Raw genomic sequence first — 13968 nt, 5'->3', positions numbered from 1 at the left:
GCATGGCGGTGTCGCCGCCGCGCAGTGTTGTGCGGGTGACGGGGGGGCGGGGGGTGAAGCGGCCTGCCACGGGTGGGTCCTTGGGGTTGGCGTTGTGCCCTCTGAGGGTATGCGGTGTTTTCTCCCCCAGCCCGCCCCTTCCCGAAAACTGGGGCTTCGCCCCAGGCCCCTCGGGGTCCCGGGTTTCGTTGTCGGGTGCGGCTCCGTGGGCGTTTGTGCCCACCCGTTCCGCCCTGCGGAACGCCTGCCCACAAACGCGCGCGGTACGGGACTCACTGGTCCGACGAGAAGCGGACCGCCCCTGCTGGGAGGGTCGCGTTGCACCACACTCGGACGCCCTCCCTCAGTTCGTTGTCGGCGCCGATGGTTGCGCCGTCGCCCACGACCACGCCCGAGAGGATCGTGCGGGCGCCGACGCGGGCTCCCGCGCCGATGAGGGAGTCCGTGACGACCGCGCCCGGTTCGATGACGGCGCCGGCGTGGATCGTGCTGCCCGAGATCCGGGAGCCCTCGCCGATCAGGGCGTTCTCACCGATCACCGTGCCCTCGCTCAGCTTGGCGTCGGACGCCACCCGCGCCGACGGCAGCACCAGCTGGTCGCCGCAGCGGCCCGGGACCGCAGGCGAGGGGGCCCGGCCGAGGACGAGGTCGGCCGAGCCGCGTACGAAGGCCTGGGGGGTGCCGAGGTCCAGCCAGTACGTGGAGTCGACCATGCCCTGGAGGTGGGCTCCGGCAGACAGCAGGCCGGGGAACGTCTCGCGTTCCACCGAGACGGGGCGGCCTGCCGGGATCGTGTCGATGACCGAGCGCCGGAACACGTACGCGCCCGCGTTGATCTGGTCGGTGACGATCTCCTCGGGCGTCTGCGGCTTCTCCAGGAAGGCCGTCACCCGCCCGGTGTCGTCGGTGGGGACGAGACCGTACGCCCGTGGGTCCTCGACCCGCGTGAGGTGCAGGGAGACGTCCGCGCCCGACGACTGGTGCACCGCGACCAGGGCGGGGATGTCCAGTCCGGTCAGGATGTCGCCGTTGAAGATCAGCACCGGATCGTCCGGGCCGGAGTGGAGGCGCGAGGCGACGTTGCGGATCGCCCCGCCCGTGCCCAGCGGCTCCCGTTCGGTGACGTACTCGAGATGCAGTCCGAGGCGGGAGCCGTCGCCGAAGTACGGCTCGAAGACCTCCGCGAGATACGAGGTCGCCATGACGATGTGCTCGATGCCCGCGGCTCTGGCGCGGGCCAGTTGGTGAGTGAGGAATGGGACGCCCGCCGCCGGGACCATCGGCTTCGGTGTGTTGATCGTGAGCGGACGCAGCCGTGTGCCCTTGCCGCCGACCAGGAGGATCGCTTCAGTCACCTGTCGTCTCTGCTTCCTGCTGGGGCCGGCCGAAAAGTCATTCGGCCGGCCAGTGTATGCAGACCGTGCGGTCGTACCGTGCAGCTGTTCCGTCCGGCACGCGGAGTGCGACCGCGGTATGCCTCCGCGGTGTGCGTGCGCCGTGTGCGGTCGTGCACCGCAGTGGTGCGGTGTTCCCAGGCCGCGGTGTTCCCAGGTCAGCGACCCTGATAGTGGGCGGAGGTGATCCGGAGTCGGCCGAGCTGCCGGTAGAGGGCGGCACCCGGGCACTCGGTGAGGTAGCCGTCCCGATGCCCCGAGACCACGCGGAGTCTCACCTTCCTCCCCTTCTTGTACTTGTTGCTGCCCCCCGACGTGAGAACCGTGGTGCCCAACGGATTGGCGCCGAAGAGACCGAGCTTCCATGCGGTCAGCCTGGCCACGGCCGTGACGGCCGCGGCGGGCGGCTTCGACTTGGTGAAGGTGCCGAGGACGGCGATGCCCATGCTGTTGGTGTTGAAACCGAGCGTGTGTGCGCCCATGACGGGCTTCTCCACGCCTCCGGCGCGGCCCTCGTAGATGTTTCCGCACTTGTCGACGATGAAGTTGTAGCCGATGTCACGCCATCCGTTGCTCTTGACGTGGTAGCGATAAATACTGCGGATGAGTGAAGCGGCTTGTGAGCAGCGGTAGTTGTTGCCGCTTGCGGTGTGGTGCACGAAGGCCGCCTGCACAGTCTTCGTATAGAGGAACTCGCGCTCTCTGAGCTTCTCGTCCGCCCGCCAGCCCTTGCGCGTGATGATGCGCGGGCGGGGACCGATGTAGGGATTCGCGCGTGCGGCACCGGTCTTGCGGCCGGCCGGGCTGGGCGAGTCGGGAGCATCCTCTGCGGGCGACTCGTCGCCGGGGTCGACGAGTTCGAGGCGCAGGCCCTCGGGAAGCGCGGTGCCATGCCGCGCGCCATGCTGCGCGCCGTCTTGGGCCTCAGCCTGCGCGTCATCCTGCGCCTTAGCCTGCGCGCCCTCCTGCGCGTCATGCCCGTCGGCCGGGGCCTCCGGGCTCACGCGGACCTCCACGCCGTCCGAAGCGCCCACCCACAGTGGTGCGGTGGACCCGCGCACCCGTCGCGAACCACGCTCGGCACTCCCGGTGTCGGCGGCGTGCTCGAGGTTGTGGATGTCCAGGTCCTGCCAGCTGGACCAGGCGGTGGTGCCGACGGCCCGGGTGCGCACCTGGACCCGGCCGTGCAGCTCGGTGTCCGGGTTGTCCCAGACGACGCCCACGAGCGAGAAGCGCCGGACGTCGCGCTCCGGCAGGCCCTGAGCGGTAGCCCGGGAACCGAACGTACCGGCGGCGAACCCCAGGGAGCGGGCACGGGGGCCGAAGGAGCGGGCGGAGGCCAGAGGCGCGAGCGGCAGTGACTGGGTGCTGCCCGGGATGGACTCCCCGGACGGGACGGACTCCGCGGACCGAATGGACTCCCCAGACCGGATGGACTCCCCGGACCGGATGGACTCCCCGGACCGGATGGACTCCCCGGACCGGATGGACTCGCTGGACTCGTCCGGGACGGACAGGCTTTGGGCGCCGGAGGCAGGGAAACGGGCTGTCGGGTGCCCCGGGACCCCCGGGGCACCCGGAGCGCCCGGGGCGCCCTCCACCGACGACTCCCGATCGACGCCGTGAGGGCGCGTCAGGGGACCGGTTCCCAGCGGGGTGACGAGGGCGGCCTGGGCGCCGGAGGACGGAAGAGTGAACGGAAGGGCGAGAGCTGTCGCGCATGTGACGCCGATGGCGGAGGCAAGGATTCCACGCATGCAGGTGATGGTGTACATAGCGGGATATTTCTGTCTATGGAAAGCTGACGGCCCGTCGGCTGAAAATCAGCACCCGCAGGACCGGCAATCCCCCGGCCGGGCGCACGGCTTCGCCCTCGGGACGCGTAACCTTGCGGCGTGAACGCCACCGATCGCACCCCCGCCGACCTGCTGCGATCCGCGCTCGCCGCGGACCCGGCGCGCCCCTTGGTGACCTTCTACGACGACGCCACAGGCGAACGCGTCGAATTGTCCGTGGCCACCTTCGCCAATTGGGTGGCCAAGACCGCGAATCTGCTGCAGGGCGACCTCGCCGCGGAGCCGGGCGACCGGCTCGCGCTGCTGCTGCCCGCGCACTGGCAGACGGCGGTGTGGCTGCTGGCCTGTTCGTCGGTGGGCGTCCTCGCGGATGTGGGCGGCGACCCGTCGGCCGCCGACCTCGTCGTCAGCGGTCCCGACGCGCTCGACGCGGCGCGCGCCTGCTCCGGCGAACGCGTGGCGCTGGCGCTGCGTCCACTGGGCGGGCGGTTCCCGGGGACCCCTGACGGCTTCATGGACTACGCGGTGGAGGTGCCGAGCCAGGGCGACCGCTTCACGCCGTACGCGCCCGTGGACCCCGACGAGCCCGCACTCATCGTCGCCGGGGCGGAGCTGTCGGGGGCCGAGGTGGTCGAGCGCGCCCTCGGCGATGCGGCCGGTCTCGGGCTGACGGGTCCCGGATCGCGTCTGCTGTCCACGCTGCCGTACGACACGTGGGAGGGGCTGAGCGCCGGGTTGTACGCGCCGCTGGCGACGGGCGGCTCCGTCGTCCTGTGCCGGCACGTGGACCGGCTCGGCGCGGAGGGTCTCGCGAAGCGGGTCGAGAGCGAGCGGGTGACGACCACGGCCCGCTGACACCCGCGGCCCGCTGACGCCCGCCGGGGGCTCCGCCCCCGCACCCCCGGATCGCCCTTCGGGCTCGTCCTCAAACCCCCCAGCTAACGCTGGGACGTGCCCCCAGACGGGCTGATTCGGGCTCACCCGTTCGGTCCAGCGGAAACCTTGATCCACAGGCCCCCGCCGCCGCCACGCGTCATGGTCGTAGAAGCACCACCTACGCCAGGGGACGCCACGAGGGGTGGAGGCAGACGTGACCGACACCGCCGGCACGCCTTCCGGAGCTGATCGACCGGACGGCGAAGCACCAGGGGCGCCGGGCCCGGGCCCGGGCGCCTCGGCCGCCGGCGGGCGGGCGCGGCAGCGGCGGAAGCGGTGGCTGCGGCGGACCGCCTGGGGCACGGCCGTCTTCGTCCTGGCCGCGGGCGGCACCGGATGGGCGGTGTACGAGAAGCTCAACGGCAACATCACCAAGGACATGGAGACGGCCGAGGAGCTCAAGCGGTACGAGAAGGAGCGCCCGGCGCCGTCGGTGCAGGGCGCGCAGAACATCCTGCTGATCGGCTCCGACACCCGCGCGGGCGAGGGCAACAGCAAGTACGGCAGGGACTCGGGCACCGCGCGCTCCGACACCACGATCCTGCTGCACCTCGCCGCCGACCGGCAGAGCGCGACCGCCGTCTCCCTACCCCGCGACCTGATGGTCGACGTGCCCAGCTGCCACAAGCCGGACGGCACCAGCACCAAGCCGGTGTTCACGATGTTCAACTCGGCCTTCGAGGCGGGCGGTGCGGCCTGCACGATCCGGACCGTCGAGAAACTCACGGACATACGCATCGACCACCACGTGGTCGTGGACTTCGGCGGTTTCACGAAGATGGTCGATGCGCTGGGCGGCGTGGACCTCTGTCTCGCGGAGCCGATCGACGACCCGGAGGCCCACGTGAAGCTGGAGGCGGGCCGGCAGCGGCTGAACGGCGAGCAGGCCCTCGGTTACGTCCGTGCGCGCAAGAGCGTCGGCAGCGGCAGCGACACCCAGCGCATGGACCGCCAGCAGCAGTTTCTCGGCGCCGTCGTCAGCAAGCTGCAGAGCAACGACGTACTGCTCAATCCCATGAAGCTCTATCCGGTGCTGGAAGCGGCGACCTCGTCGCTGACCACGGATCCGGGCCTGGGAAGTCTGCGGGGTCTTTACGAGTTGGTGCGAAGCATGCGCGACATCCCCACGGAACGCGTGCAGTTCCTTACGGTTCCCCGGACAGCCTACGCATATGACGCGAACCGGGACCAACTGGTCGAACCTGCAGCAGAACACCTCTTCGCCGAGCTCCGCAGGGACGCACCGGTGACCGTGGCACCCCGGTCGGACGAGGACGAAGCGGACGAAGGGGCCACGCATCCGCCCTCCACATTTCGCGGGAACACGGCGGCCGATGACGGCTGCGGGTAAAGCGCTCGCCAACCGCGTGAAAATGCTTCAAGGAATTGCACCGGATTGCCCGGTTGTAGGGACGTGGAATTTGTCACCGCCGTCGCTGGACGCTGAACTGGACGGATAGTGTGAGCGATCCGGTGCATCAGGCCACGAGGTCGCGCACTGTTTCACCGACTGACCGAGCGCCTTTTGAGGGGGGAAGGCGCCGCGTGGCCCCGACGGAGGACTCAGACAACCGTGGACGCGCAAGGCCGTTGGCGGGCGGACGACATCGATCCCGCAGACCAGTGGGTACTCAATCCCGACACCGGCGACTACGAACTGCGACTGACCCCCTCCGCTGGGCAGTCGGCCGTTCCGGGCCCGCGGAGATCCGGCGCGGTCCGAGGAGCCCAGGTGCGTTCGCCCGCGGGCGCCCCTGCCGCCCCGCGAGGGCGCACCGCCCCGGTCCGGGACACCCCGCCGGCTCCGAGCCCCGAGGTGCCGGGACCGCGCAGGCGGCGCCCGCCCGAGCCGGCCCCGAGCCGCCGCAAGGGCCGGCCGAAGAAGTCGAGGACGAAGAAGGCGCTGATCTGGACCGGAGGCATCATGGCCTTCGTCCTCGTCGGCACCGCGGGGGCCGCCTACCTCTACTACGAGCACCTCAACGACAACATCACCGCCCTCCCCGACGACGGCGCGGGCACCGGCGGTTTCAGCAAGGACCGGGCGATCAACATCCTGCTGATCGGCACCGACAAACGGACCGGCAAAGGCAACGAGGGCTACGGCGACTCCGGCAGCGTCGGTCACGCCGACACCACGATTCTGCTGCACGTCTCCAAGGACCGGACCAACGCCACCGCGTTGAGCATTCCGCGCGACCTGATCGTGGACATCCCGGACTGCCCGACCACGCAGAAGGACGGCACCACCAAGGACATTCCGGGCACGTCGCAGACCCGCTTCAACGAGAGCCTCGGCCAGGAGGGCCGCACACCGAGTTGCACGATGCGCACGGTCACGGAGCTCACCGGCCTGGAGATCGACCACTTCATGGTGGCCGACTTCAACGCGGTGAAGACGCTGACGACCGCGGTCGGCGGCGTGGAGGTCTGTCTCGCCAAGGACATAGACGACCCGGACTCGCACCTCAAGCTCTCCAAGGGCGAGCACACCATCAAGGGCGACCAGGCGCTCGCCTTCGTCCGTACGCGCCATTCCGTGGGATTCGGCGGTGACCTGAGCCGTATCCAGCTGCAGCAGCAGTTCCTCAGCTCGCTGATGCGCAAGCTGAAGTCGAACGACACGCTCACCAGCCCGTCGAAGATGATCGACCTCGCGGAGGCGGCCACCAAGGCGCTGACGGTCGACTCCAAGATCGCGGACATCAAGAAGCTCGCCGCGCTGGGCCAGGAGATCGGCAAGGTCAACACCAAGAACCTCACCTTCGCCACGGCGCCGGTCGTCGACAACAGCGACGGCGCGACGGTGTCGCTCGTAGAGCCGAAGGCGAAGACGCTGTTCGCCTACATGAAGGAAGACATCTCGCTGACCAAGGTGAAGAAGCAGGAGAAGGCGAAGGTGGCGGCCCGCCTCAAGGGCTCCCGCTCCGCCGCCTCCGACGTCCGGGTCAACATCTACAACGGCGGCGCCCCCGCCGGTTCCGCCCAGGAGACCCTCACCTGGCTGCAGAACGAAGAGGGCGTGCTCAAGTCCAGCCAGCTCGGCAACGCGGACCAGACCCAGAAGACGACGACGCTCGAGTACGCGCCCGACCAGGCCGACCAGGCGCGCAAGCTCGCCGACATCATGGGTCTGACGGCGTCTCAGCTCAAGCCGGGGGAGAGCGAGACGACCGCGCAAGGCCTGCCGGCGATGAAGCTGGTGCTCGGCAAGGACTACAAGGGTGCCGGCGTGACGGCCGACGATCCGTCGAAGGCGACGGACGGAGTCCAGAACGTCCAAGCGGACAAAACAGTGTGTGCCAAGTGACCTGAAGCGGCCGTCCTGCGTCTGACAGGACGGCCGCTGTACGAGGCACAGGGGTGGGGAGGGCACGGCATGAGGCAGAGCAGCGTACGCGGAGAGAGACCGCGGCCACGCGTCCGGGACGCCGAAGCGCTCGGCTGGGACGAGACGCTGTACGAAGGCCGGGGACCGGGGGACGAGGAGCCCGGGTCCGAGCCGCGGGAGCACGGCCGGCGCGGCGGTGGGGGCCGGCGTCGCGCGGGCGGGCCACGGCCGCCCCGCCGCAGACGCCGGATACTGCGCTGGTTCGCCACGGTCCTGGCGGTGCTGATACTCGGCACCTCGGGCGCGGGCTATCTGTACTACGAGCACCTGAACAGCAACATCAAGAAGGACAAGCTCAATCTCGGCGACGAGAAGAACAGGCCCGCCAAGGCGAAGGCGAACGCTGCGGGCCAGACCCCGCTGAACATCCTGCTCATCGGCTCGGACGCGCGCGACACCAAGGAGAACCAGAAGCTCGGCGGCGCCAAGGAGACCTTCGGCGCCAAGCCCCTCGCGGACGTCCAGATGCTGCTGCACCTGTCCGCCGACCGCAGCAACATGTCGGTGATCAGCATGCCGCGCGACACCCTCCTGCAGATGCCCAAGTGCACCGACCCGGACGACGGGACGGTGTACCCGGCCACCACCGGGCGCCTGATGACGAACGAGTCGCTCGGCCGCGGCGGCCCCGGCTGCACGGTCGCCACCTGGGAGCAGCTGACCGGCATCCACATCGACCATTTCATGATGGTGGACTTCGCCGGTGTGGTGTCGATGGCGGACGCCATCGGCGGCGTTCCGGTCTGCGTGGACGCCAACATCCACTCCAAGGACAGGCAGGGCCACGGCTCGGGCCTGAGGCTGACGAAGGGCACCACCGCGGTCAAGGGCAAGCAGGCGCTGCAGTGGCTGCGCACCCGCTACGGCTTCGAGGACGGCAGCGACATCGCCCGCTCCAAGGCGCAGCACATGTACATGAGCTCGATGGTCCGCGAGCTGCGTGAGAACGCCACGCTGAGCAGCCCCAACAAGCTGCGCAGGCTTGCCGAGGAGGCGACGGACGCGCTGACCGTCGACGAGGGCCTCGGCAGCGTCGCGAAGCTGCTCAGCCTCGGCAACCAGCTGAAGGAGGTCTCGCCGAGCCGCATCACCATGACCACGATGCCGTTCCAGTACGTCGGCGCACGCGTGATCCCGAAGCCGGGTGACGCCGAGAAGCTGTTCCGCCTGGTCCGCGAGGACATCGCCCTCGACGGCAAGGACAAGAAGAAGTCATCCGAGGAGGAGGCCTCGAAGGACCCGGCGGCCGCCGACGCCGAGATCGGCGTGCAGGTCCAGAACGGAACCCGCACCGCCGAGCTCGGCCCGGTCGGCGGGCGCGCGAACGCGGTGGCGCAACTCCTCGTCGGCAAGGGCTTCACCAAGGCGGCGGCCGACTCGTCAGTGCTGCTGACCGAGGACAGGACGGTCGTGCGCTACCCGAGCGCCGACTTGGAGGGCGACGCGCAGGCGGTCGCGAAGTCCCTCGGCATTCCGCTGAGTTCGGTGGAGAAGTCGACGCAGGTCTCCGGCGTCACGCTGGTCGTGGGCGCCGACTGGCGCGAGGGCACGACGTACGAGGCCACGGCGGATGACGACAAGGCCCCGACGTCGGCCAAGCTCCTCAACGGCGCGAACGACAAGGCCTGCATGCACGTGAACCCGGCCTTCACCTGGCGGTGACCGGACCACGCCGTGACCGGGCCCGGCTCCGGCGGCTCTCGGTACGCACCGAGGGCCGCCGGACGACCGGCATCAGGTCATGCCCGCCGGACGACCGGAATCAGGCCTCGCTGACGACCGCCGGCCGCCGCGACGCGATGACCTTCTTCGCCAGCGACCGCGGGCTGGTCAGAAAGCCCCAGCCCCACGACATGTGCATTGTGGCGAGGGCCACGGGGATCTGCAGCCGCGCCTTCAGCGGCAGGCCCTTCCCCGCGGGCACCGACCCGGCCGCGATGGCGGCCAGGTAACCGCCGGGGATCACGAACCCCCACGGCGTGAGCGCGGCGCCCACCACGATCCCCGCGGCGATGGCGCACACGGCGGTCGGCGGAGCGAGGTAGCGCAGGTTGATCGAGCCCTGGTGGTAGCGCGCGACGACATGGCGCCAGCGGCCGTAGTCCTTGTACTGCTTGGCGAGGGCCTTCACCGACGGCCTCGGGCGGTACGAGACCTTCAGCTCCGGCGAGAACCAGATGAGGCCGCCCGCCTCACGGATACGAAAGTTCAGCTCCCAGTCCTGGGCGCGGATGAACTCCTCGTTGTAGCCGCCCTGCTGCTCCAGCGCCTCGCGGCGGAACACGCCCAGGTACACGGTCTCGGCGGGACCCGCCTCGCCGCCCGTGTGGAAGGCCGCGTTGCCGACGCCGATCTTCGAGGTCATGGCGGCCGCGACCGCGTGCTCCCAGTCGTTCTCGCCCTCGGCGTGCATGAGGCCGCCGACGTTCTGCGCGCCGGTCTCCTCCAGGAGGCGGACGGCGGTCGCGATGTAGTTCGGCGAGAGCATGCCGTGGCCGTCGACGCGGACCACGATCGGGTGCCGGGACGCCTTGATCGCCGCGTTCAGCGCGGCGGGCGTGCGGCCCGTGGGGTTCGGGACGGTGTGCACCCGGGGGTCCTCGCGTACCAGCTCGGCGGCGATCTCGTCGGTGCGGTCCGTGGACGGGCCGAGCGCGATGACCACCTCCATCTCGCCCTCGTACTCCTGCGCGAGGATGGCGTGGACGGCTCCGCGCAGATGCCGCTCCTCGTTGAGGACGGGCATGATCACGGATACGGCGGGAGGGTGCGTCATGTCTTCCTGCGTCACGTCGGGGATACCGGGGTCCGGGGACCAGGGTCCGCGGCGGCGGCCGCCGATGTCAGGGCCCCGGGATGTGCACATCGGAGGGCCACGTTACCGCGAACGGGGGACAGGGACGCGCGCCGTCCAGGCCATTACCCCAGGCCGCAATTCGTATCGCCGTACCGTTCTCGGGATCCACCGGCCGTCTCGGTCTCCCCGACCGTACTGCGGAGGTACCCCCTCGTGCCCACGCCGTCCAGTTCGCCCGCCCGTCCGCAGCGCCGCCCGCAGCCGAAGCCGCAGCCGTCGCGGAGCAGGCGGCCCGCGCCGGCACCCGAGCCTCCGGGGACCGGACGGCGCAGGCGGCGGCCGCAGTGGGCGATGCGGGCGGTGACCACGCTCTCGGTGGTCGTGCTCGCCTCGGCCGGGATCGGGCATGCGCTGGTCACCAGCATGGACAAGGGGGTGATCGAGCGGGTCGACCCCTTCAAGGACATGAAGAACAGGCCCGCCCCGGGCCACGGCATGAACCTCCTGCTGGTCGGCACGGACGAGCGCGACAAGCTCTCCTGGGAGGACAAGGCGAAGTACCGGCTGGGCGGCGCCCCCTGCCACTGCACGGACACGATCATGATCGTGCACATCTCGCAGGACCGGAAGCGCGCCAGCATCGTGAGCCTGCCGCGCGACTCGTACGCCGAGATGCCCGCGCACTTCGACGAGACCACCGGCGAGAAACACCACTCCCACCCGGTCAAGATCAACGCGGCGTACGCGGAGGGCGGCCCGCAGCTGACCGTCCGTACCGTCGAGCACATGACGCACCTCAAGATCGACCACTATGTCGAGGTCGACTTCACGAGCTTCATGAAGACCGTGGACGCGCTCGGAGGGGTGCAGATCTGCACGACGAAACGGCTCAGGGACTCGCACACCGGGCTCGACCTCTCCCCTGGCACCCACACCCTGGACGGCGGCGAGGCGCTGCAGTACGTGCGGTCCCGGTACATCGACGCGGCATCCGACCTGAGCCGTATGCAGCGCCAGCAGCGCTTCCTCGCCGCGGTGATCGCCAAGGCCACGTCGTCGGACATCCTGCTGAATCCGGTGAAGTTCCGCGACGTCTCGCGGGCCGTGCTCGACTCGGTGCGTGCGGACAAGGGCTTCGGCGCGAACGAGATGCTCGCGCTGGGGCATGCGATGCGGCGCTTCTCACCGAAGTCGTCGGAGTTCACGACGGTGCCGGTGGGCGGGAGCGAGCAGCTGAAGGGCGTCGGCTCAACGCTGAAATGGGACACCGCCAAGTCCGAGAAGATCTTCGAGGCGCTGCGCGAGGACAAGCCTCTGACCGCGCCCCGCGCGAAACCCCGGGCGACGCTCGTCGACGTCGCACCCCAGCAGATCCGGGTACAGGTCGAGAACGGCACGACCCTGTCCGGCCTGGGCCGCCGCGTCGACAGCGCCCTGCGCGCCACCGGCTTCGTGACGACCAAGGCGCCGGTGAACGCGGAGCGCCGGACCGTGAAGCGCACGATCGTCACGTACGACCCGCGCTGGGACCGCTCGGCGAAGACCCTCGCGGCGGCGCTGCCCGGCAGCGAGCTGCGTCCCGTCAAGGGCCAGGGCTCGCTGCTGAAGGTGATCGCGGGCGCGGACTTCAAGCAGGTCAAGCCGGTGCGCGCCGAGGAGGAGGAGCTGCAGCCGGACAAGTTCTCGGCGGTCACCGGCGACCAGGTCGTATGCCCCTGATCGCAGCGCCGGACCTGTGGATCACCGTGCCGGCCCGGTGATCACAGTGCCGGCCCGGTCGCGTCGCAGCGCCGGCCCGGTGGAGCCTCAGTCCTCGAAGCCCTCGGCCGCCCGCCGGTCGCGCAGCTCCTTGATGGCGCGGTGGCGCGCCAGCCGGTGGGTGCGCCGGATCTGCGCCTCCTGGTAGCGGCGCTTGTCCCGCTCGGTCTCGGGGATCACCGGCGGTACGACACGGGGCTTGCCGTCGGCGTCGACGGCCGCGAAGACGAGGTACGCGGAGCCGACCTGGGCCGGGGTCGACTCGTTCCAGCGCTCGGCCATGATCCGGACGCCGACCTCCATCGAGGACCGGCCGAGGGAATGGCGCCCGGAATTTCTGATTCCGGGCCGTGGGCCTGGTCTGTCATGGCCTCCACCTTATGCCGGGCGTATATGTGTCAGCTCTGCAACAGCCCTGGTGTGATTTTCCACCCGACCTTGTGGGACACACAGGCGGAGACTGCACACTGGGCCGCATGAGCGATTGGCCAGGCGGATGGACCGGCGACACCCGTGACAGCGGCGGCGACCGCTACGGACGCGGCAGCGCGAGCGCACAACCCGAGGGCGCCCGCGTGATGCGCCATGTCCAGCGCGGCCAGGTCCCCGGCCCCCGCCCGTCGGCTCCGCCGCGCGGCGGAGTCCCGGCGCAGCCCGCGTACGGAAACGGCGAGCGCTATCAGGACGGATACGACAGCGGCTACAACACGGGCCAGGTCTACGGCTCGGGCGGCGGCCGCCGGGGCGGCGACGATGACGACTACTACGGCACCGCGCGGCCCAGGCCGAACTGGCGGCGCCGAATAAAGGTCGGCTCGCTCACCCTCGTCGTGGTCCTGCTCGCGGTCTCGATCGGCACGTACTTCTGGGCCGACTCCAAGCTCAAGCGCGAGGTGGACCTCTCGAAGGTCATCGACCGGCCCGCGGAGGGCGAGGGCACCAACTACCTGATCGTCGGCTCCGACAGCCGCGAGGGCATGACCGCCGAGGAGAAGAAGAAGCTCCACACCGGCTCCGCCGAGGGCAAGCGCACGGACTCGATGATGATCCTGCACGTCGGCAGCAACGGGAACACGCTGATTTCGCTCCCTCGCGACTCGAACGTGGTGATCCCGACCTTCGTGGGCTCCGAGTCGGGCAAGACCTACCAGGGCACGGGCCGCCAGGTGAAGCTGAACGCCGCGTACGCCGAGGACGGCCCCGAACTGCTGGTCCGCACCGTCGAGTACAACACGGGCCTGCGCATCGACCACTACGCGGAGATCGGCTTCGCCGGTTTCGCCAAGATCGTCGACGCGGTCGGCGGCGTGGAGATGGACATCCCGAAGGCGTTCAAGGACAAGAACTCCGGCGCCGACTTCAAGGCGGGCAAGCAGACCCTCAACGGCGAGCAGGCCCTGGCCTTCGTCCGCACCCGGTACGCGTTCGCGGGCAGCGACCTGGACCGTACGAAGAACCAGCAGAAGTTCCTCGCGGCCCTCGCCAGCCAGGCGGCGACCCCGTCGACGGTCCTGAACCCCTTCAAGCTGTATCCGACGATGGGGGCCGGCCTGGACACGCTGGTCGTCGACAAGGACATGAGCCTGTTCGATCTGGCGTCGATGTTCTGGGCGATGAAGGGCATCACGGGCGGCGACGGCACGTCCATGAACATGCCGCTCTCCGGCAATGCCGCGAACGGCAACCTCCAGTGGGACACCGCGAAGGTCAAGACGCTGGTGAACGAGCTGAAGAACGACGAGAAGGTGACGGTGTCGGGCGACTGAGCCGTCCGCAAGTCCGCACAGCACGTGAGAGGGCCCCCGCCGAGCTACTCGGCGGGGGCCCTCTCACGTGCTGTTCCTTACGGCAGGTTGCGGGACATCACGATCCGCTGGACCTGGTTGGTGCCCTCGT

At 69.9% G+C, this 13968-nt stretch carries 9 protein-coding genes and 1 pseudogene; 6 read left to right on the top strand and 4 right to left on the bottom strand.

Going from position 1 to position 13968, the window contains the following annotated elements; genetic code table 11:
* Nucleotides 1–272: 272 nt before the first annotated feature.
* Both manB and STSP_RS29820 read right to left on the bottom strand, forming a co-directional pair.
* Nucleotides 273–1355, bottom strand: coding sequence for a mannose-1-phosphate guanylyltransferase (gene manB / locus STSP_RS29825; RefSeq protein WP_067284121.1), 1083 nt, complete (start codon nt 1353–1355; stop codon nt 273–275).
* A 197-nt stretch (nt 1356–1552) separates the two neighbouring features.
* Nucleotides 1553–3151, bottom strand: a complete 1599-nt coding sequence (locus tag STSP_RS29820; protein ID WP_232789847.1) for a peptidoglycan recognition protein family protein — start codon at nt 3149–3151, stop codon at nt 1553–1555.
* 138 nt (nt 3152–3289) lie between these two features.
* Here STSP_RS29820 and STSP_RS29815 point away from each other — a divergent pair, with 138 nt between their 5' ends.
* The 4 genes from STSP_RS29815 (at nt 3290) to STSP_RS29800 (ending at nt 9179) form a co-directional block, all read left to right on the top strand.
* Nucleotides 3290–4045, top strand: a complete 756-nt coding sequence (locus tag STSP_RS29815) for a TIGR03089 family protein (RefSeq protein WP_067284119.1) — start codon at nt 3290–3292, stop codon at nt 4043–4045.
* Between the two features lie 235 nt (nt 4046–4280).
* Nucleotides 4281–5477: an LCP family protein gene (locus tag STSP_RS29810; protein WP_067284118.1), complete on the top strand. Its 1197-nt coding sequence runs from the start codon at nt 4281–4283 to the stop codon at nt 5475–5477.
* Nucleotides 5478–5699: 222 nt separating this feature from the next.
* Nucleotides 5700–7436, top strand: a complete 1737-nt coding sequence (locus STSP_RS29805) for an LCP family protein (RefSeq protein ID WP_067284117.1) — start codon at nt 5700–5702, stop codon at nt 7434–7436.
* 69 nt (nt 7437–7505) lie between these two features.
* A complete protein-coding gene (locus STSP_RS29800; protein WP_067284116.1) occupies nt 7506–9179 on the top strand; it encodes an LCP family protein in 1674 nt (557 codons plus the stop codon).
* 100 nt (nt 9180–9279) lie between these two features.
* Here the strand turns inward: STSP_RS29800 and STSP_RS29795 are convergent, their stop codons facing one another.
* Complete coding sequence (locus tag STSP_RS29795) at nt 9280–10293, bottom strand: glycosyltransferase family 2 protein (RefSeq protein ID WP_067284115.1); 1014 nt, start codon at nt 10291–10293, stop codon at nt 9280–9282.
* A gap of 234 nt (nt 10294–10527) precedes the next feature.
* Here STSP_RS29795 and STSP_RS29785 point away from each other — a divergent pair, with 234 nt between their 5' ends.
* Nucleotides 10528–12033, top strand: coding sequence for an LCP family protein (locus STSP_RS29785; RefSeq protein WP_232789846.1), 1506 nt, complete (start codon nt 10528–10530; stop codon nt 12031–12033).
* An 87-nt stretch (nt 12034–12120) separates the two neighbouring features.
* Here the strand turns inward: STSP_RS29785 and STSP_RS29780 are convergent.
* Nucleotides 12121–12387, bottom strand: a pseudogene (locus STSP_RS29780) (acyl-CoA thioesterase); the annotation flags it as partial.
* Between the two features lie 161 nt (nt 12388–12548).
* Here STSP_RS29780 and STSP_RS29775 point away from each other — a divergent pair.
* Nucleotides 12549–13838, top strand: coding sequence for an LCP family protein (locus STSP_RS29775; RefSeq protein ID WP_067284112.1), 1290 nt, complete (start codon nt 12549–12551; stop codon nt 13836–13838).
* Nucleotides 13839–13968 lie beyond the last annotated feature (130 nt).

The organism is Streptomyces jeddahensis, assembly GCF_001642995.1.
Taxonomy (GTDB): domain Bacteria; phylum Actinomycetota; class Actinomycetes; order Streptomycetales; family Streptomycetaceae; genus Streptomyces; species Streptomyces jeddahensis.
The sequence above is the reverse complement of the archived record's forward strand: the minus strand, read 5'-3'. Positions and strand labels throughout refer to the sequence as shown.